This window comes from Pseudomonas sp. DVZ6, from assembly GCF_024259445.1.
Classification (GTDB): Bacteria; Pseudomonadota; Gammaproteobacteria; order Pseudomonadales; family Pseudomonadaceae; genus Aquipseudomonas; species Aquipseudomonas peradeniyensis.
Map to the genome: position 1 here is coordinate 1 of NZ_JANCLM010000017.1, position 19,973 is coordinate 19,973.

Below are 19,973 nucleotides of genomic sequence, written 5' to 3' on the forward strand. Positions count from 1 at the left end.
GTGCCGCGAAAGGGCTGCGCAGCAGCCCCGGCACTCGATCAGAGAACGACAGTGCGATTGGCGTTTAGGAAAACCCGCCGTTCGATGTGATAACCAACAGCCCGCGCCAGGGTCAGGCACTCGATATCGCGCCCCTTGGCGATCAGGTCCTCGGGATAGTGCGCATGGTCCACCACCTCCACGCCCTGGGCGATGATCGGCCCTTCGTCCAGGTCGTTGTTGATGTAGTGGGCGGTGGCGCCAACCATCTTCACACCTTTGTTGTAAGCCTGGTGATACGGCTTGGCGCCTTTGAACCCCGGCAGCAGCGAGTGATGGATGTTGATCGCCCAGCCATCCAGCCGCCGGCACAGCTCCGGCGACAGCACCTGCATATAGCGGGCAAGAATGACCAGCTCGGCGCCGCTCTCCTCGATCACCTGCAGCACCTTGCGCTCCTGCGCCGGCTTGTCGTTCGGGTCGAGGGCGAAGTGGTAATAGGGGATCTTGTGCCAGTGCGCCAAGGGTTCGAGGTCGGGGTGGTTGGACACCACCGCGACCACGTCCATGGCCAGCTGGCCGATGCGCTGGCGGTACAGCAAGTCGTTCAGGCAGTGGTCGGCCTTGGACACCATGATCACCACCTTGGGGCGGTGATTCGGCGCGGTCAGCTCGAAGGCCATGCCGAACGCCTCGCTGCGCTCGGCCAGCCCCGCACGGAAGGCATCCTCGTCGAAACCGTCCGGGACGCGGAACTCCACGCGAATGAAGAACCGCCCCGACAGCCGGTCATCGAAAGAATGGTGCTCGGTGACGTAGCAGCGCTGCTCGTAGAGATGACGCGTCACCACATCGACCGTGCCGAGCATGCTCGGGCAGTCGGCAGTGAGAATCCAGGTGTCCGGTGCCCGACTCATGGGTAATGCTCCTTACGCTTCGATAGCCAGGCCGTACTCGGCCGATGCGTCCTGCAGCCACAGCCACCAGTAGTCGGAGAAGCTGCGGCGGATCACCAGCTCCCAGGTGTCCTCGGCAGTGCGACGGATCACCAGCTGCGACTTGGCGAACACGGTACCGACAGCCTTGCCGACCGGGAAGTTGTTCGGGTGTACATCATAGCTGGTGGATTTCATCAGCACGTCGCGCACGTTGGGGCCGCGCAGCTCGAGCAGGGTCTGCCCGCCGCTGACGTTAACCACCTGGATATGCTGGCCGTCGAGGGCGTCGCGCAGTTTCTGCTCGACGGCGAACTCCTGGCCGCCGGGGACGATCAGCAGCCACTCGTCCGGGCCCACCCATTGCAGCGACATCTCGTTGTTGGCGACCACGGTCAGGGCCACCGGCAGCTCCAGGCCCAGGGCCTTGTGCACGCCGCCGGCGAAGGCCTGGTCATGGCCGTTGCCACGGATAGTCAGGTGGCCGAGGAGTTTCTTTTCGCGCAGGGTCACGCCTGCGTTCTTGCGGCCCTTGCCGACCAGGCTGGCCAGGTCGGCGTGGTGCAGCGGCGACTGGGCCTTGGCATCGGAGCCCGGGTTTTGCTGGAAGACGTTGATAGCGCTCATTTCTTACCTGCCTTGAATTCTGTGGGTCAGAGCGACACCGAACCTGTGGGAGCGGGTTTACCCGCGAATGCGGCGGTACAGCCAACATCGCATTCGCGGGTGAACCCGCTCCCACAGGGCCCGGCGTTACCAGCCGCAAGCCTTAGACGTTCTGCCGCTCGCCCTTCGGATCGAAGAACACCGAAGACACGATCTCGGCCTCGATCACGCTGCCGTCGGCCTGGGGCGAATACACCCGCTCGCCCAGGCGCTTGAGACCGCCCTTGACCACGCCCATGGCGAACGAATAGCCCAGGGAGTTGGCCGCGTAGCTGGAGGTGACGTGGCCGACCATGTCCATCGGGATCGGCTGCTTGGGATCGAACACCAGCTGGGCGCCTTCCGGCAGCCACACGTTCGGGTCCACAGGCTTGAGGCCCACCAGCTGCTTGCGGTTCTCGCGCACGGTGTCCTCGCGGTTCATGCCGCGCAGGCCGATCCACGAGTACGGTTTGTTGCGACCGACGCACCAGCTCATGTTGAGGTCGTCCGGGGTCATCGAGCCGTCAGTGTCCTGGCCGACGATGATGAAGCCCTTCTCGGCGCGCAGTACGTGCATGGTCTCGGTGCCGTACGGGGTCAGGTTGTACTTTTTACCGGCCTCGACGATCTGTTCCAGCACGCCCATGGCGTAGTTGGCCTGGACGTTGATCTCGTACGACAGCTCGCCGGTGAACGAGATGCGGAACACCCGCGCCGGCACGCCGCCGACCAGGCCTTCCTTCCAGCTCATGAACGGGAAGCCTTCCTTGTCCAGGTCGATGTCGCTGACCTCGGCCAGCAGCTTGCGGCTGTTGGGGCCGGACAGGGTCATGGTCGCCCAATGGTCGGTGACCGAGGTGAAGTACACCTTCATCTCTGGCCATTCGGTCTGGTGATACAGCTCCAGCCACTGCAGCACGCGGGCGGCGCCGCCGGTGGTGGTGGTCATGATGAAGTGGTTGTCGCCGACGCAGGCGGTGACGCCGTCGTCGAAGACCATGCCGTCTTCCTTGCACATCAGGCCGTAGCGGGCCTTGCCCACGTCGAGCTTGGTCCAGGCGTTGGTGTAGATGCGGTTGAGGAACTCGCGGGCGTCCGGGCCCTGGATATCGATCTTGCCCAGGGTCGAGGCGTCCAGCAGGCCGACGCTGTCACGCACGGCCTTGCATTCGCGGGCCACGGCGGTGTGGATGTCTTCGCCGGGCTTGGGGAAGTACCACGGGCGCTTCCACTGGCCGACGTCCTCGAACTCGGCGCCGTTCTTGATGTGCCAGGCATGCAGGGCGGTGAAGCGCACCGGCTCGAACAGGTGGCCACAGTGCCGGCCCGCCACCGCGCCAAAGGTCACCGGCGTGTAGTTGGGGCGGAACATGGTGGTGCCCATTTCCGGGATGCCGATGCCGAGCGAACGGGCGGCGATGGCCAGGCCGTTGATGTTGCCCAGCTTACCCTGGTCGGTGCCGAAGCCCAGCGCGGTGTAGCGCTTGACGTGCTCGACCGACTCGAAGCCTTCGCGGGTGGCCAGCTCGATAGCGGCGGCGGTGACGTCGTTCTGCTGGTCGACAAACTGCTTCGGCGCACGGGCGGTGCCTTTGTCGTGGGGCACCTGGAACAGGGCCACGGTGGCCTCTTCCTTGCGCGCCAGGGTTTTCGGCAGGGTGCCGACGCTGGCCTTGAAGCCGGCCTCGGTGGCGGCGCGCACGCCGCCCTCGAAGCCGTCGGCGATCACATCGCCCAAGGCGTAGACACCGTTCACACCACCGACGCACACGCGCTTCTGCGGGGCATCGCCCGGCACGAAGCCGAGGATGTCTTCACGCCACACCGGGCGACCGCCCAGGTGCGAGGCCAGGTGCACCACCGGGCTGTAACCGCCGGAGGTGGCGATCAGATCACAGTCGAGAGTTTCCCCAGGGCTGGTGACCTTGTGCGCCTGCACATCGATAGCGGCCACGCGGGCACCGGTGACGTGCTTGCTGCCCTTGGCCTCGATCACGGCGCTGGAGGTAAGGATGCGGATGCCCTTGGCGCGGGCTTCTTCGACCAGCGAACCGCGTGGATTGTGGCGGGCGTCAGCGATGGCGACCACTTGCAGGCCGGCGTCGTGCCAGTCCAGCGCGGCGCGGTAGGCGTGGTCGTTGTTGGTCGACAGCACCAGCTTGCGGCCCGGGGCCACGCCATAGCGGCGCACGTAGGTCGATACGGCGCCTGCGAGCATGTTGCCCGGCAGGTCGTTGTTGCCGTACACCAGCGGACGCTCGTGGGCGCCAGCGGCCAGCACCACGCGGTTGGCACGCACACGGTGCACGCGCTGGCGCACCTGGCCGATCGGCGCACGGTCGCCGAGGTGGTCGGTGAGGCGCTCGTGGATGGTGAGGAAGTTGTGGTCGTGGTAGCCGTTGACCGTGCTGCGCGGCAGCAGGGTGACTTCCGGCAGGCTTTCCAGCTCGGCCACCACGGCATGGACCCAATCGGCGGCCGGTTTGCCATCGAGGGTTTCGCGACTGTCGAGCAAGGTGCCGCCGAACTCTTCCTGCTCGTCGGCCAGGATCACCCGGGCACCGCCACGGGCAGCAGCCAGCGCGGCGGCCAGACCGGCAGGGCCGGCGCCGACGATCAGCACGTCGCAGTGCTGGTTCATGTAGTCGTAGCTGTCCGGGTCGTTCTGCAGCGGCGCACGGCCCAGGCCCGCCGCCTTGCGGATGTACTTCTCGTAGGTCATCCAGAACGACTTGGGGTACATGAAGGTCTTGTAGTAGAACCCAGGCGGCATCATGTTGCCGCCGACCTTGCCGATGATGCCCATCATGTCGTTGTTGACGTTCGGCCAGCCGTTGGTGCTGGTGGCCACCAGGCCAGCATACAAGGCCTGCTGGGTGGCGCGCACGTTGGGGATCTGGGTGGCTTCGCTGGAGCCGATCTGCAGGATCGCATTCGGCTCTTCGGTACCGGCGGCGATGATCCCGCGCGGGCGCGAGTACTTGAAGCTGCGCCCGACGATGTCGACGCCGTTGGCCAGCAGCGCGGCGGCCAGGGTATCGCCGGCATAGCCCTGGTAGGTCTTGCCGTTGAAGCTGAAGTTCAGCACCTTGCTGCGGTCGATACGGCCGCCGCTGGCGAGGCGATAGGTCTGGCTCATACTTTTTCCCCTTGGCCCTTGGCGGTCGCTGGCGCGGTGCTCTGTTTCGAGGCGGCGGTGACCTGAGGCTTCTCGCCGATCTTGTAGGTTTCCAGGATCTCGTAGGTCACGGTGTCGCGGGTGACGTTGAAGTACTGGCGGCAACCGGCGACGTGGTCCCACAGTTCGTGGTGGATGCCGCGCGGGTTGTCACGGAAGAACATGTAGGTGCCCCACTCCTCGTCGGAGCAGGCGTTCGGGTCCAGCGGGCGGGCGATGTGCGCCTGGCCCGACGCGTGGAATTCTTCCTCGGAGCGCAGCTCGCCGCAGTGGGGACAGAAGATTTGCAACATAACGGTTGTCTCCGGGTCAGTGGGCGACGGCAGCGGCGCCGTGTTCGTCGATCAGCGCGCCGTTGTAGAAACGGTCGATGGAGAATGGCGCGGCCAGCGGGTGCATCTCGCCCTTGGCCAGGCTCGCGGCGAAGACGTTGCCCGAGCCCGGGGTGGCCTTGAAGCCGCCGGTGCCCCAGCCGCAGTTGAAGAACATGTTCTTCACCGGGGTCTTGGAGATGATCGGGCAGGCGTCGGGGGTGGTGTCGACGATGCCGCCCCACTGGCGGTTCATGCGCACGCGGGAGAGGATCGGGAACATCTCGACGATCGCCTGCAGGGTGTGCTCGATGACCGGGTACGAACCGCGCTGGCCGTAGCCGACCCAGCCGTCGATGCCGGCACCGATCACCAGGTCGCCCTTGTCGGACTGGCTGATGTAGCCGTGCACGGCGTTGGACATGATCACGCTGTCGATGATCGGCTTGATCGGCTCCGATACCAGTGCCTGCAACGGGTGCGATTCGAGCGGCAGGCGGAAGCCCGCCAGCTTGGCCATGTGCCCGGAGTTACCCGCGGTGACCACGCCGACGCGCTTGGCGCCGATGAAACCCTTGTTGGTTTCAACGCCGATCACGGCGCCATTCTCTTTACGGAAGCCGATCACCTCGGTCTGCTGGATCAGGTCCACGCCCAGGGCGTCGGCGGCACGGGCGAAGCCCCAGGCCACGGCGTCGTGACGGGCCACGCCGCCACGGCGCTGCACGGTGGCGCCGAGGATCGGGTAGCGGGTGTTCTTCGAGCAGTCGAGGTACGGGATCTCGGCCGCGACCTGCTCGGTGCGGATCAGCTCGCCATCCACGCCATTGAGGCGGTTGGCGTTGACCCGGCGCTCGGAGTCACGGATGTCCTGCAGGGTGTGGCACAGGTTGTAGACGCCGCGCTGGGAGAACATCACGTTGTAGTTGATGTCCTGGGACAGCCCTTCCCACAGCTTCATGGCGTGTTCGTACAGGTGCGCCGACTCGTCCCACAGGTAGTTGGAACGCACGATGGTGGTGTTGCGGGCGGTGTTGCCGCCGCCCAGGTAGCCCTTCTCGACCACCGCCACGTTGGTGATGCCGTGCTCTTTCGCCAGGTAGTAGGCCGTGGCCAGGCCATGGCCGCCACCGCCGACGATGACCACGTCGTAGACCTTTTTAGGGGTCGGCGTGCGCCACATGCGCTGCCAGTTCTCGTGGTGGCTGAGGGAGTGCTTGAAGAGGCCGAAGCCCGAATAACGTTGCATGGTGTTCTGCTCCACTCAGCGGTAGACCGGGAAGTCGGCGCACAGGGCGGCGACGTTCTTGGCCACATCGGCCTCGACATCGGCGTCACCCAGGTTGTCCAGCACATCGCAGATCCAGCCGGCCAGTGCCACGCACTGGGCGACCTTGAAGCCACGGGTGGTGACGGCCGGGGTGCCGATACGCAGGCCCGAGGTGACGAACGGCGACTGCGGGTCGTTGGGCACGGCGTTCTTGTTGACGGTGATATGGGCGCGGCCGAGGGCGGCGTCGGCGTCCTTGCCGGTCAGGCCCTGGCGGATCAGGCTGACCAGGAACAGGTGGTTGTCGGTGCCGCCGGAGACCACGTCGTAGCCACGGTCGATGAACACCTGGGCCATGGCCTGGGCGTTTTCGATGACCTGTTTCTGGTAGCTCTTGAACTCAGGCTCCAGCGCTTCCTTGAAGCACACCGCCTTGGCGGCGATCACGTGCATCAGCGGGCCGCCCTGGGCGCCGGGGAACACGGCGGCGTTGAGCTTCTTCTCGATCTCTTCGTTGCTCTTGGCCAGGATCAGGCCGCCACGCGGACCGCGCAGGGTCTTGTGGGTGGTGGTGGTGACCACGTCGGCGAAGGGGATCGGGTTGGGGTACAGGCCGGCGGCGACCAGGCCGGCAACGTGGGCCATGTCGACGAACAGCAGCGCGCCGACTTTATCGGCGATCTGACGGAAGCGTGGGAAATCCAGGGTCTTGGAGTAGGCCGAGAAGCCGGCGACGATCATCTTCGGTTTGTGCTCGACGGCCAGGCGCTCGACTTCGTCGTAGTCGATCAGGCCGGTATTGGTGTCGATACCGTACTGCACGGCGTTGTACAGCTTGCCCGAGGACGACACCTTGGCACCGTGGGTCAGGTGGCCGCCGTGGGCCAGACTCATGCCCAGGATGGTGTCGCCGGCCTGCAGCAGGGCGAGGTACACGGCGCTGTTGGCCGAGGAACCGGAGTGCGGCTGGACGTTGGCGTAGTCGGCGCCGAACAGCTGCTTGGCGCGCTCGATGGCCAGGGCTTCTACCTTGTCCACATGCTCGCAGCCGCCGTAGTAGCGCTTGCCCGGGTAACCCTCGGCGTACTTGTTGGTCAGGCCGCTGCCCTGGGCCTGCATCACGCGCTTGCTGGTGTAGTTCTCCGAGGCGATCAGCTCGATGTGATCTTCCTGGCGCTGTTCCTCGGCATTCATCGCCGCCAGCAGTGCGTCGTCATAACCCTGGATCTGGTCTTGCTTGCTGAACATCGTGTATCTCCCGGCAGCGATCGTTTCTTGTCTGGTGAGGGTTTTCCCACCCTTTGCAGCGATGGTATGACCGGGCACGGTGGTACAGATGCCTGCGCGCGCCTTGCAATGGCGCGTTTACGACATTCATCCACCGACAACACCAATCCCTGTAGGAGCGGCCTTGTGCCGCGAAAGGGCTGCGCAGCAGCCCCGACGATTTGTGCCATGCCATACATCCTGGGGCCGCTTCGCGCCCCTTTCGCGGCACAAGGCCGCTCCTACATAGGCAACCGCCAAATCGATGGTTTAGAGTGCGATCCTGCGTCGTACAAAAGGACAGGCGTCATGACCGACAACAACCAACAATTCGCCAGCGACAACTACTCCGGCATCTGCCCCGAAGCCTGGGCCGCGATGGAAAAGGCCAACCACGGCCACCAACGCGCCTACGGCGACGACCAGTGGACCGAACGCGCCTCGGAATACTTCCGCAAGCTGTTCGAGACCGACTGCGAGGTGTTCTTCGCCTTCAACGGCACCGCCGCCAACTCCCTGGCCCTGGCCTCGCTGTGCCAGAGCTACCACAGCGTGATCTGCTCCGAGACCGCCCACGTCGAGACCGACGAATGCGGCGCGCCGGAGTTCTTCTCCAACGGCTCCAAGCTGCTGACCGCCGCCAGCGTAAACGGCAAGCTGACGCCCCAGTCGATCCGCGAAGTGGCGCTCAAGCGCCAGGACATCCACTACCCCAAGCCTCGCGTGGTGACCATCACCCAGGCCACCGAAGTGGGTACCGTGTATCGCCCCGACGAGCTCAAGGCGATCAGCGCCACCTGCAAGGAACTGGGGCTGAACCTGCACATGGACGGCGCGCGCTTTACCAACGCCTGCGCGTTCCTCGGCTGCTCGCCGGCCGAGCTGACCTGGAAGGCCGGGGTTGATGTGCTGTGCTTTGGCGGCACCAAGAATGGCATGGCGGTCGGCGAGGCAATCCTGTTCTTCAACCGCGACCTGGCCGAGGACTTCGACTACCGCTGCAAGCAGGCCGGGCAACTGGCGTCGAAGATGCGTTTCTTGTCGGCGCCGTGGGTCGGGCTGCTGGAAGATGGCGCGTGGATGCGCCATGGCAAGCACGCCAACCACTGCGCGCAGTTGCTGGCGTCGCTGGTGAGCGATCTGCCGGAAGTCGAGCTGATGTTCCCGGTGGAGGCCAACGGGGTGTTCCTGCAGATGCCGGAGCATGCGCTGGAGGTGCTGCGCAACAAAGGCTGGCGATTCTATACCTTCATTGGTAGCGGTGGGGCGCGGTTCATGTGTTCGTGGGATACCCAGGAAGCCCGGGTGCGGGAGCTGGCGGCGGATATCCGCGCCATTTTCGGCGCCTGACAGATCGCATTCGCGGGTAAACCCGCTCCCACAGGTACGGCACCGTCTTCAAGGGCAGTGATCAACCTGTGGGAGCGGGTTACCCGCGAAGAATCCAACATCGATCTAAAGCCTGAACCCACCCATCTGCCGCGCCAGATCATCAGCCAGCCCACGCAACGCCTGGCACTCCTCGCGACACCCCTGCACTTCGCTGGCCGTCTGCCGCGCCAGGTCGGAAATCCCCTGCACCGTCCGGTTGATCTCCTCGGTCACCGCCGACTGCTCCTCGGTCGCCGTGGCCACCTGCTCGTTCATGCCGCTGATGCGCTCGACCTGATCGGTGATAGCCCCCAGCGAAGCCCCCGTGCGCTGGCTCGACTCGACCCCGTTGCCGGTCGCCTGCTGCCCCGCCTGCATCGACGCCACGGCGGTGCCCGCACCCTGCTTGAGTCGGTGGATCATCTGCTGCACCTCGTCGGTGGATACCTGGGTGCGCCGCGCCAGGGTCCGCACCTCATCGGCCACTACGGCAAAACCCCGGCCCATCTCGCCGGCCCGCGCCGCTTCGATGGCGGCATTGAGCGCCAGCAGGTTGGTCTGCTCGGAAATACTGCGGATCACCGCCAGCACTTCGTCGATCGAGGCGACCTCGTCCGCCAGCTGCGTTACCGCCTCGGCAGCGCGGCCAATCTCGCCGGACATGCCTTCGATGTTGTGGATGGAACGGCGTACCACCTCCCGCGCCTGCAACGCCTCGTCGCGCGCCGACTGCGAGGCATGGGCGGCGGAGCCAGCATTCTGGGCGATGTCCTGCACGGTCAGGCCCATCTCGTGCACGGCGGTGGCGACCATCTCAGTCATTTCCTGCTGACGGCCCGAGCGCTCGGCGGTGTTGTCCACCACCTGGGTCACCTGCTCCACCGACAAGTGCAGGCGCTCGGTGGTGCGCAGCACTTCACCGATCAGGCCGCGCTGGCTGTCGAGGAAGCGGTTGAAGCCACGGGCCAGGTCTCCCAGCTCGTCCTGGCGCGAGTCGTCCAGGCGATGGCTGAGATCACCCGCGCCACCGCCGATCTGCACCAACGCCGCCGTGACCTGACGAATGGGCCGCACCAACCCGCGTGCCAGCAGCACCACCAGCAACAGCGACAGCAGCGCCACACCGCCGCCGATCAGGCAGGTCTGCCAGATGGCCTGGCGGGCCTGGGCGTAGATCTCGGCTTCCGGCACCTCGGCCACCAGGGTCCAGTTCAGGTCACGCAGGGGCAGGCCCAGGGCCAGGTAATCCTCGCCATCACGCTGGAAACGGCTGCTGCGCAGGCCTTTACCGCCCACCAGCACGGCCTTCGCCGCCTCGACGTCCAACTGCTCGGCAAGTTGGCGCTTGCCACTGAACTGCTGGTCGGGATGGACCTGGATCAGGCCGTCATTGCGCACCAGGAAAACCTTGCCGTGCTCGCCGAAACTGAAATCGTGGATCAGCTTCGACAGTTCGGTCATACGCAGGCCCATGCCGGCGACGCCGACCAGCTGGCCGTCCTTCTCGACCCGATAGTCGATAAATAGCGCCAGCTCACCAGTGGAGCCGTCGATATCGATGTTGATCAGGCGCTCGGCGCCGCTGTCGATGTAGCCGTAGAACCACTTGTCCTTGGGGTTGGCGCGGCTGAGGGTGCGGTCCAGGCCCTTCTCGTTGTAGTAGTGGCCGGTGACGGTCGAGGCGAACAGGGTGGTGAAGGCGTGGTTGCGCTGCTTGGCCGCGTCCAGGTATTCGATGAAGCGTGGCAGCTCGGCCGGGGCTTCACCGGCGGCCAGCCAGTCGCGCAGGAGGGTGTTGCCGGCGATGTCCGCCGCCGCCACCAGCGGCTGGCCGAGCATGCGCTCGATATCGTTGCGGATGGCCTCGACGCTGGCCGGCAACGCCGTGTCCACCAGGTAGCGCTCGGTGAGGCGGTTGAGCGCCATTGTGTAGATCACCACCACCACCAGGATGCTCGCCAGCAGGGCCGCGCCCATGCTCGCGATCAGTTGCCACTGGATGCTCCGCCGCCAGATACGCATGTCCCACTCCCCGATAATTATTGTTTTTCGGGAAGTGTATACACTTAAGTATCCAGTTATTCCAGTGATCCGAGACAGCACAAAACAACTGTGGGAGCGGGTTTACCCGCGAAGACGATGGTGGCTTCACCGACGTCTTCGCGGGTAAACCCGCTCCCACAGGGGATGCTTGAGCGCTTTACTGGTCGCCGATGGTCCGGCTGATGGCATCGACCGTGGCGTCGATCTGCGCCTGGGTGCGCTCGAGGGTGCTGTCGTGCTCACGCTGCAGCTCGATCTGCTTGGAGCACAGGTTCAGCGCGGCCAGCACCAGCAGCTTGTCGCCGATCAGGGTCGGGTAGTTGCGCTTGGTTTCGGCCAGCGCGACGTTGAGCATGCGCACGGCCTGGGAGAGGGTTTCTTCCTGGCCTTCGGGCGCCTTGAGCGAATAGTCGTTGCCCAGGATCGACACGACATTGACCGGCTGCGCTTGCAGTCTCATGCGTTCACGACACCCGCGCTGGCGCGCTCGACCAGGGCCTGGATGCGGGCGGCGGTGGCGCCGTGCTTCTCTTCCTGCTCCATCAGCGACAACTGCAGGCTGTCGTTCTCTTCCTTGGCCTGGGCCAGTTCCTGGCCGAGGCTGGCGTTCTGCTCGGCCAGTTGCGCGTTCTTGTGCATCAGGTCGCTGACCAGTTGCTCGAGTTGATTCAGGGAAGTTTCCAACATGCGTCTATCTCGGTTGTTGCAAAGGGCGCACACGATAAGGAAAAACTGCCGCCCCCGCCATTAAATATCGGATTCAAAAGGTGTTTGCCAGGTTCAGGTTGACCCAGGATCGGCCCCCTTGTTCCGACCTGGATCAACCGCTGGTCAGGAAAATAGTTAGCTGCCTCACAATTTTTGCATTGCGGACTCAAGACTGGCCGGTCACGACCGATAGGCAGGCAGGTCTTCTTTCGTCGCATGGATCGCGGCACCTCTTCTGCCTTGGGAACTGCCTCCATGTCCTTACGCAATATGAATATCGCGCCGCGCGCGCTGCTCGGGTTCGCCGTGATCGGCCTGCTGATGCTGGGCCTCGGCGTGTTCTCGCTGATCCAGATGGGCAACATCCGCCAGGCCGGGGTGACCATCGAGGAAATCAGCGTGCCCAGCATCAAGACCCTCGACGAGCTGACCGCGCTCAACCTGCGCCTGCGCACCCTGTCCTACCGCCTGCTGCTCAACCGCGAACCGGCCACCCAGCAGGACACCCTGCGCCTGCTGGACGAGCGCAACGCGCAGATAGACAAGGCCCGCCGCGCCTACGAGCCGCTGGTAACCGCCGCCGACGAGAAAGCCGCCTTTGACCAGTACGGCCTGCTGCTCAACCAGTACCGCCAGCTCGAGGCACGCATGCGCACGCTGAGCCAGGCCGGCGACCTCGACGCCCTGCGCGACCTGCTCAACCGCGACCTGCTGGACAACTCCGAGCAGATCAACAAGATCATGGACACCCTGGTGCGCATCAACACCGACCAGACCAGCGCCACCAACGCCCAGGCCGCCGAGCAGTACAGCGGTGCCTTCGGCCTGGTGATCAGCCTGCTGGTGGCCGCCACGGTGCTGACCCTGCTGTTCGCCTTCCTGCTCACCCGCAGCATCGTCAAGCCCATCGATGAGGCGCTGAAGTCCGCCGAGCAGATCGCCGAGGGCGACCTCACCCACCACATCGATGCCGAGGGCACCGACGAGGCCGCGCGCCTGCTCAAGGCCATGGCCAAGATGCAGGACAAGCTGCGCGACACCCTGCAGCTGATCGCCGGTTCCGCCACCCAGCTGGCCTCCGCCGCTGAAGAGCTGAACAGCGTCACCGACGAAAGCGCCCGGGGCCTGCAGCAGCAGAACAACGAGATCGAGCAGGCCGCCACCGCCGTCACCGAGATGACCAGCGCGGTCGAGGAAGTGGCGCGCAACGCGGTGAGCACCTCCGAGGCCTCCAGCGAAGCCAGCCGTTCGGCCGGCGATGGCCGTGACCTGGTGATGGAGACCGTGGGCGCCATCGAGCGCATGAGCGGCGACGTGCAGTCCACCGCCAAGCTGATCACCCACCTGGCCGAGCAGTCCCGCGATATCGGCAAGGTGCTGGACGTGATCCGTGGCCTGGCCGACCAGACCAACCTGCTGGCGCTCAACGCCGCCATCGAGGCCGCCCGCGCCGGCGAGGCTGGTCGTGGCTTTGCCGTGGTCGCCGACGAGGTGCGCGCACTGGCGCATCGCACCCAGCAGTCCACCAGCGAGATCGAGCGGATGATCGGCAGCATCCAGGGCGGCACCGAGCAGGCCGTGGACTCGATGCGCACCAGCACCGAGCGCGCCGAGTCGACCCTGAACATCGCCCGTGGCGCGGGCCTGGCGCTGGATACCATCGCCGGCGCGGTGGCGCAGATCAACGAGCGCAACCTGGTGATCGCCAGTGCCGCCGAGGAGCAGGCCCAGGTCGCCCGTGAAGTGGACCGCAACCTGGTGAACATCAACGACCTGTCGGTGCAGAGCGCCACCGGGGCGCATCAGACCAGTGCGGCGAGTGCCGAGCTGTCGCGTCTGGCGGTGGATCTGAGCAGCCTGGTGGCCCGCTTCCGCACCTGAAAAAGCCGGGGCCGCTTTGCGGCCCTTTCGCGGCACAAGGCCGCTCCTACAGGGTTACGCGTTTTCCTGTAGGAGCGGCCTTGTGCCGCGAAAGGGCTGCGAAGCAGCCCTGTACGTATTCAGATCAATACTCGATCCGCACATCCCCCTTCGGCACGCTGCAGCACGACAGGATGTAGCCCTCGGCCTCATCCTCCTCGGTAATCCCGCCGTTGTGCTCCATCTCCACCTCGCCGCCGAGCTTGAGCACCTTGCAGGTGCCGCAGATACCCATGCCGCAGGCCTTGGGAATCATCAGCCCGACCTTGGCCGCCGCCGCATGCACGGTCTCGCCCGGGGCCACGCGGATACTCTTGTCGCTGCCGACGAACTCCACCAGGTTGAGGTCGGCCACATCCACTTCCGGCGCATCGGCCGCGGCTTCGGCATGCTCCACCGCGTCGGCCTTGGCCTCAGGCGGCGTCGCGCCGAACGATTCCTCGTGGTAGTTCTTCATGTCGAAGCCGACTGCCTCGAGCATGCGCTTGACCGCGCTCATGTACGGCGTCGGGCCGCAGCAGAAAATCACGCGCTCCAGGTAGTCCGGGGCGATCAGCTCCATCAGCCGCTGGTTCAGGTAGCCACGGTAACCGGCCCAGGGTTCGCCCAAGCCGTGCTTCTCGCAGATGATGTGCAGGCTGAAGTTGGGGATGCGCGAAGCCATCTGCTCCAGCTCGCGGTGGTAGATGATGTCCTTCGGCGAGCGGGCGCTGTGCACGAAGACCATGTCGACGTTGGCGTTGGTGTCGTAGAACCAGCGCGCCATGGACATCACCGGGGTGATGCCGACGCCGCCCGAGAGGTACAGCACCTTGCCCGCCGGGAAATCGATGGCGTTGAACAGCCCCACCGGCCCGTGCACCGGCAATTCGGCGCCCTCGTGCATGGTGTCGTGGAGGAAGTTCGACACCAGCCCGCCCGGCACACGCTTGACGGTGATGGAGAAGCTGTAGGGCACCGACGGCGAACTGGAGATGGTGTACGAACGCATCACAGGCTTGCCTTCGATCTCCAGCTCCAGCGTGACGAACTGCCCGGGCTTGAAGAAGAACATGATCGGCTGGTCGGCCATGAAGCAGAAGGTGCGCACGTCCCAGGTTTCCTGGATGACCTTGACGCAACGCACGATGTGGCGGCCATTGGCCCAGGTCTGGGTGGTAACCGGATTGAGGAAGGTATCGGACATGTTCATCTCCAGCAGCCGACTGTCGGCCATTCTTATGGCTCCGATAATGCGCAAGCGCACCGCGCCGTACATTCCCATCCGCGACATCGGCGTGCTTATCGCGACCAGCCCCGCGCTACAAGGGTTGGCGCGTCGGAATTCGATGCGGCCATGTCGCCCGTGGATATGGTCCTTTCCCGGCCCGGACGCACACTCCTCGGCAAAACAACAGGCTGTTTATCGCGAACAACAGCCTTGCGGCACTACAACAACGATTAGCCACTTCAGCCGGCCGCACGCGGCCCCGAGGACCACACGATGGACGTCACCGCAACCCTGAGCCTGGGCGATCCACTGGAACCTGCACGCAAGGCCACCGCCGAGATGCTGCAGACCCGCGAGCGCACCTACTCGCTGCCGCAACCGTTCTACTGCGACGAGCGCCTGTTCCAGATCGACATGCAGGAGATCTTCCACAAGGAATGGCTGATCGCCGGCATGGTTTGCGAGATCCCGACCAAGGGCAACTACATCACCCTGCAGATCGGCAAGAATCCGATCATCGTGATACGCGGTGCCGAAGGTAAGGTGCACGCCTTCCACAACGTCTGCCGCCACCGCGGTTCGCGCCTGTGCGTCAGCGACAAAGGCAAGGTGGCCAAGCTGGTCTGCCACTACCACCAGTGGACCTACGAACTCGATGGTCGCCTGCTGTTCGCCGGCACCGAGATGGGCGCCGACTTCGACATGAACCAGTACGGCCTAAAGCCCGTGAACGTGAAGGTGGCCGGCGGCTACATCTTCATCAGCCTGGCCGAGAACCCGCCGGCCATCGACGAGTTCCTCGCCACCCTCGACCACTACATGGAACCCTACGACATGGAGAACACCAAGGTGGCGGTGCAGACCACCTTGATGGAGAAGGCCAACTGGAAACTGGTGTTGGAGAACAACCGCGAATGCTACCACTGCAGCGGCTCGCACCCCGAATTACTGAAGACCCTGCTGGAGTGGGACGACACCAACGACCCTCGCGCCAGCCAGGAATTCAAGGATCACGTCGCCGCCTCGGCCGCCGCCTGGGAAGCCGAGAAGATTCCGTACCTGCACAAGAGCCATGGCCTGCGTAACCGCATCGTGCGCATGCCGCTGCTCAAGGGCACCGTGTCGATGACCATGGACGGCAAGCAGGCCTGCCAGAAGCTGATGGGCCGTATCAAGAACCCGGACCTGGGCTCGATGCGCATCCTGCACCTGCCGCATTCGTGGAACCACTGCATGGGCGACCACATGATCGTGTTCACCGTGTGGCCGATCAGCGCCCAGGAGACCATGGTCACCACCAAATGGCTGGTGCACAAGGATGCGGTGGAGGGCGTCGATTACAACCCCGAGGACATGCGCAAGGTGTGGGACGCCACCAACGACCAGGATCGGCGGTTGGCGGAGGAGAACCAGCGGGGCATCAACTCCACGGCGTACCAGCCGGGGCCTTACTCGAAAACCTATGAGTTTGGGGTGGTGAACTTCATCGACTGGTATAGCCAGCGGCTGTTGAACAATCTGGGGGCGGAGCCGGCGGCTTATCTGAGGGAAGTGCAGGCTCAATGAGGTAGTAGAAGGGTACAGTCGACTACTTGTCTCAAAGGGCCGCATTGCGGCCCTTTGAGTGGAGCGGGTTTACACCTGGTCACTCATATCAATCGCTCAGGTCGCGTATTTCATGCTTTTTGCTTTGGGGGCTTCTAGGCGGGGAAGCACTGTCCTGGCCTCCTCCAGACACATGGCCTAGATCAGGTTGCGTGACAACCCCGACCCTTCTTCGCCGAAGACCAGACCCAGTGTTGACTCGCGGTCGAACACCATTTTCGAGGTCAATAGTTTGAGTCCCTTGTTCTCTGGTGGAGGGTGGAGGGTTAATCAAAGCTGCACCTCCAGACTCTACATCCACCGATGGTTCATTGACTCCACGGAAGTAAGCCCTCACGTTTGCTTTTACATTTTTTGCTGGCTCAGCACCGGGTGCAAGAGAACTCACTATTGCCTTCCCAGCGGTGGCTATGGCGCCAGTAGCAGTTGACGCCACAACCATCAAGTCTGCGCCAGTTACTCCAAGCGCATTCACCGCCTGCGCCACGAATGCCACGAACGGAGCGGTAATCGCCGCCCTATTCAGCGCGACACCCAACTCGTCTTGCGGGGGCGGACTCGTGAGCGTCGCGCCAAGTGAAACTGCATTGGTGGTGATAAAGAAGCCGGCTTTGGCCGCAGTGTAAGGATCAACGACAATATGACCTGTCGGATCACGCCGGTCGACCGGATTGCCCCTACAGTAGCAATAGGCATTGAGCCCCCCTCCGCCAAAGGGGCTCCACGAATCCCCACTGAGAAAGCGCATGAGCCTGGTGCTGTAGACGCGATAACTGCCCAGCACATAGCCATCCAGGGCTTGCTCGAAAGGCTGACCGGTGAAGCCCAATGCCGTGGGGAACGAGGATGGCGACCTTTGTCCATAAGGTGTGTAGGCTGCGGCGATCCTGTTGGTGGAGCGCTGAACCAGGAGAGGACTCTGCAGTCTGTCGCTCGCTATTAGCGTTGGCGTAGCCATTGGGTGCACCTTTGCTGTGCAGATTGCGTGCTATTAATCGATTGGACGATAAGAGAAACGGGAAAAATATCAGTCCAACTGAATATTCATGCCTGTCGACAAGCACCTAGAACTTGGCCATACAGGTAAAAACAGGACTTTCAAACAAAAACTTACCGCACAAAAATCCACTCAAGACAACAACAGCCCTTGCCATATTTATCGACAAGCAGCAATTCTGACCAGCGCTATATGTAACTCGAAACTTCTAAAGTTAGTTTTCGCGCCACCCTACCGCTCCCTGATCAACTTTGAGCTTGGCCATGTACCTAGCCGCTCGCGGCCAACCTGAAGCTCAGAATATTCACCTCCGTCATTGCTTGCCGCAATAGCCTCACCCTCTACATCTTTGACGGGAAGCTCAGAGAATCTTCCAACCGCCTTAGACTTAGCATATCGACCAATTTCCGACATGCTTTTCTCTACTTTCGCCATCTCACTGGAGATATCAGAACTCATAATTTCCATTGTGGCCACCTGAACAAGAACAGTTAGACGCTCCTTGCTAAACTCATTGCCCACCCCCTTACTTCTGTCCAAGAAGCCCTCCGACTTATCAATCAATTTTCTCATATTTACCAACTCCTTTTTTAACTCACTATATCTAAACTTGAATAGAGATATGAGCCGATCAAAAAAACTTGAATCCCCCTTATCAGTCAAAGTTACCATCGACCCTGAAAACCGCCCCTGTGTTTGACCTGAGCGATCATGCCAATTTATGGGGTCCCCCCCACAATATACATAACAGTTTATCCCCCCCTTTCCGAATGGACTGAGTCGATCAGGCGAGTTAAACCGCATCAGGTTCGGATTGAGTGCTCGACGGCCGTGCCCTGCCATGTAACAAGCCATAGTTTTTTCAAGCGGCAGCCCTGTGTACCCGATGCAGGCCAGATCTGTATGGGATAAGCTATGGCCGTAGGGTGTATAGGAAATTATTCTCTCAGAGTGACCATCAGCAGCCGTCAACCGGCTGTGTTGTTGATCACATCCAAGGATCAGGGAAGATGAGAGCACGTCAAAACTCCTAGCTGCGGCACTGAAACCGCTCTACAAGTAGGTTGCACGTATTTTATTTAGCTTTGTTGCCATTTCGAATTTCGTCTCCGCTGGCTTGGACACTATTACCCATCAAGGCCTGCCCCACCCCGCCCCCACTAGGTGGTCCTCCAAACGTTTCCATCCTACTCTGTCGGCGACTGATTGCCTTATCATTCGCTTGTATTAATTTCTGCACCTCTGTTAGTTCACCACCTGTAACCATACTTAGACCCGGCGAAGGCGGCGGGGATATGTCATCGCTTAAGATCTGAATTACCTTTTTGACTCCGCCCTTCTTGATCACCCAGTATCCAGCACCAACTGCAACACCGGTAGCGATTACTGCGTTGCTCACTGTTGTCCAATCAGCCATGTCGTTAGCCAGGCTATCTTGTCCGCTTCCGTCCGGGCTTGAGGAGGCCGCATTATATTGCATGCGAGCAGCATTCATTCCAAGTGCAGCAATAGTACCAGTAGCCGTATCAACAACCCAGTCCACGGCAGATGGAAGCTGTCTCGTCACAACAGATTTGACGACATTCACGCCAAGTACAACTAACCCAGGTGTATTGCCTGCAGCCGTCACTATAAAATTTGGAATATTTCCGCTTGGATCGTTCCTGTTAATTGGATCACCTTGACAGTAGGCATAACTATTCACCCCGCCTCCCCCAAACGGACTCATCACATCGGCAGAGAAAAACCGCATCAAAGACGGACTAAAAACACGATGACCATTACCCAGCAGGTAACAGCCCAACTCGAACTCTCGCAGTTGGCCAGTGAACCCCGTTATCGATGCCCCTTTCGGCGCGCGGCGCCAGCCATAGGGTGTGTAGCCGACCGGTGTCCGGCCTGACGAAGTCATCGTTGTATGTGGGCTTTGCAGCCTGTCTGCGGCGAGCAAACATTTCCGGGCCATGTGCTTGTGCTCTATGGGCTGATTGGCGCCAAGCTAGCATTGCCGTTGTGCTGAGATAACTGACAAAAATGCCAGGTCTCCATGACCGGAAGTGCCTGATCGCGGGCTTTATCCACAGCCATTCCAGTAGACTGGACGACGTAGTTTGAATGATTGGGGTTTCTGAATTGGTCAAAAAACAACCAACAGCTTACAAGCCTTTGAAAGCGTGGGGTTCAGACAAAACCGAACATGTTTTCCACAGATGGACCAACAGAGAATGTTGATAAGGCAGACCCGGAATCTTGCAGGCCTGTGGATAGCGTCATGAAGCGCTTTTGTTCCAAGACTTTAGCCACGATGACGAAGGACTGATCAAAAAACATCCATCACCCTCCAACCCAATGGATTCAATGCCTGTAGATAAATCCAAACATGTTGTCCACAGGGCCACCAACAGCGATTGTGAGCAACTTCGCTGGTAACTGGCACTACAGTTGGGTTGTGCCTTTCACCGAACTGAGCATTTTTTGATCTATCCTCTGTAGGCCTTTAATTTCAATGGCTCTGGCAATTCACGAACATTT

The 19,973-nt window shown here is 62.3% G+C and carries 16 protein-coding genes and 1 pseudogene; 3 read left to right on the forward strand and 14 right to left on the reverse strand.

Translation table 11 applies throughout. The features are described 5' to 3' along the window. Positions 1-38: 38 nt before the first annotated feature. The 6 genes from purU to NMG10_RS11910 all read right to left on the reverse strand — a co-directional run bounded on the left by purU (position 39) and on the right by NMG10_RS11910 (position 7,569). Complete coding sequence (purU, locus tag NMG10_RS11885) at positions 39-896, reverse strand: formyltetrahydrofolate deformylase (protein ID WP_234560647.1); 858 nt, start codon at positions 894-896, stop codon at positions 39-41. 12 nt (positions 897-908) lie between these two features. Further along, the gene (soxG, locus tag NMG10_RS11890) at positions 909-1,541 is read right to left on the reverse strand and encodes a sarcosine oxidase subunit gamma (RefSeq protein ID WP_186731738.1); all 633 of its coding nucleotides are present in this window, start codon (positions 1,539-1,541) and stop codon (positions 909-911) included. Between the two features lie 142 nt (positions 1,542-1,683). Beyond that, positions 1,684-4,701: a sarcosine oxidase subunit alpha gene (locus NMG10_RS11895; protein ID WP_254464412.1), complete on the reverse strand. Its 3,018-nt coding sequence runs from the start codon at positions 4,699-4,701 to the stop codon at positions 1,684-1,686. Then, positions 4,698-5,033: a sarcosine oxidase subunit delta gene (locus NMG10_RS11900; protein WP_028688435.1), complete on the reverse strand. Its 336-nt coding sequence runs from the start codon at positions 5,031-5,033 to the stop codon at positions 4,698-4,700. The genes NMG10_RS11895 and NMG10_RS11900 overlap by 4 nt, the downstream gene beginning before the upstream one ends. Positions 5,034-5,049: 16 nt before the next feature. Beyond that, complete coding sequence (locus NMG10_RS11905; RefSeq protein WP_110735299.1) at positions 5,050-6,300, reverse strand: sarcosine oxidase subunit beta family protein; 1,251 nt, start codon at positions 6,298-6,300, stop codon at positions 5,050-5,052. 15 nt (positions 6,301-6,315) lie between these two features. Next, positions 6,316-7,569, reverse strand: coding sequence for a serine hydroxymethyltransferase (locus NMG10_RS11910; protein ID WP_203649757.1), 1,254 nt, complete (start codon positions 7,567-7,569; stop codon positions 6,316-6,318). Positions 7,570-7,896: 327 nt separating this feature from the next. Between NMG10_RS11910 and NMG10_RS11915 the strand changes: the two genes are divergently transcribed. After that, on the forward strand, positions 7,897-8,937 hold the full coding sequence (locus NMG10_RS11915; protein ID WP_254464413.1) for a low specificity L-threonine aldolase: 1,041 nt from the start codon (positions 7,897-7,899) through the stop codon (positions 8,935-8,937). Positions 8,938-9,042: 105 nt separating this feature from the next. On the opposite strand, the gene NMG10_RS11920 is transcribed toward NMG10_RS11915, so the two are convergent. The 3 genes from NMG10_RS11920 to NMG10_RS11930 form a co-directional block, all read right to left on the reverse strand. Next, on the reverse strand, positions 9,043-10,980 hold the full coding sequence (locus NMG10_RS11920) for a methyl-accepting chemotaxis protein (RefSeq protein ID WP_254464414.1): 1,938 nt from the start codon (positions 10,978-10,980) through the stop codon (positions 9,043-9,045). 178 nt (positions 10,981-11,158) lie between these two features. Then, the gene (locus tag NMG10_RS11925) at positions 11,159-11,461 is read right to left on the reverse strand and encodes a cell division protein ZapA (RefSeq protein ID WP_203649751.1); all 303 of its coding nucleotides are present in this window, start codon (positions 11,459-11,461) and stop codon (positions 11,159-11,161) included. Next, positions 11,458-11,688 (reverse strand): hypothetical protein, encoded by a 231-nt coding sequence (locus NMG10_RS11930; RefSeq protein ID WP_028688440.1) that lies wholly within the window; start codon positions 11,686-11,688, stop codon positions 11,458-11,460. Before NMG10_RS11930 ends, NMG10_RS11925 begins: the two co-directional genes overlap by 4 nt. 276 nt (positions 11,689-11,964) lie before the next feature. On the opposite strand from NMG10_RS11930, the gene NMG10_RS11935 reads away from it, so the two are divergent. Further along, positions 11,965-13,590 (forward strand): methyl-accepting chemotaxis protein, encoded by a 1,626-nt coding sequence (locus tag NMG10_RS11935; RefSeq protein ID WP_254464415.1) that lies wholly within the window; start codon positions 11,965-11,967, stop codon positions 13,588-13,590. 124 nt (positions 13,591-13,714) lie between these two features. On the opposite strand, the gene gbcB is transcribed toward NMG10_RS11935, so the two are convergent. Then, complete coding sequence (gbcB, locus tag NMG10_RS11940) at positions 13,715-14,815, reverse strand: glycine-betaine demethylase subunit GbcB (RefSeq protein ID WP_050703446.1); 1,101 nt, start codon at positions 14,813-14,815, stop codon at positions 13,715-13,717. Positions 14,816-15,112: 297 nt separating this feature from the next. Here gbcB and gbcA point away from each other — a divergent pair, with 297 nt between their 5' ends. Then, a complete protein-coding gene (gbcA, locus tag NMG10_RS11945) occupies positions 15,113-16,405 on the forward strand; it encodes a glycine-betaine demethylase subunit GbcA (protein WP_186712615.1) in 1,293 nt (430 codons plus the stop codon). 88 nt (positions 16,406-16,493) lie between these two features. On the opposite strand, the gene NMG10_RS11950 is transcribed toward gbcA, so the two are convergent. From NMG10_RS11950 to NMG10_RS11965, 4 genes and pseudogenes are all read right to left on the reverse strand, one after another. Continuing rightward, the gene (locus NMG10_RS11950; protein WP_232855027.1) at positions 16,494-17,402 is read right to left on the reverse strand and encodes an RHS repeat-associated core domain-containing protein; all 909 of its coding nucleotides are present in this window, start codon (positions 17,400-17,402) and stop codon (positions 16,494-16,496) included. 270 nt (positions 17,403-17,672) lie between these two features. Further along, complete coding sequence (locus NMG10_RS11955) at positions 17,673-18,014, reverse strand: hypothetical protein (protein WP_232855099.1); 342 nt, start codon at positions 18,012-18,014, stop codon at positions 17,673-17,675. A gap of 135 nt (positions 18,015-18,149) precedes the next feature. After that, positions 18,150-18,461: pseudogene (locus tag NMG10_RS11960) on the reverse strand (RHS repeat-associated core domain-containing protein); the annotation flags it as partial. A gap of 55 nt (positions 18,462-18,516) precedes the next feature. Next, a complete protein-coding gene (locus tag NMG10_RS11965) occupies positions 18,517-19,407 on the reverse strand; it encodes an RHS repeat-associated core domain-containing protein (protein ID WP_368044593.1) in 891 nt (296 codons plus the stop codon). Between the last annotated feature and the right edge of the window lie 566 nt (positions 19,408-19,973).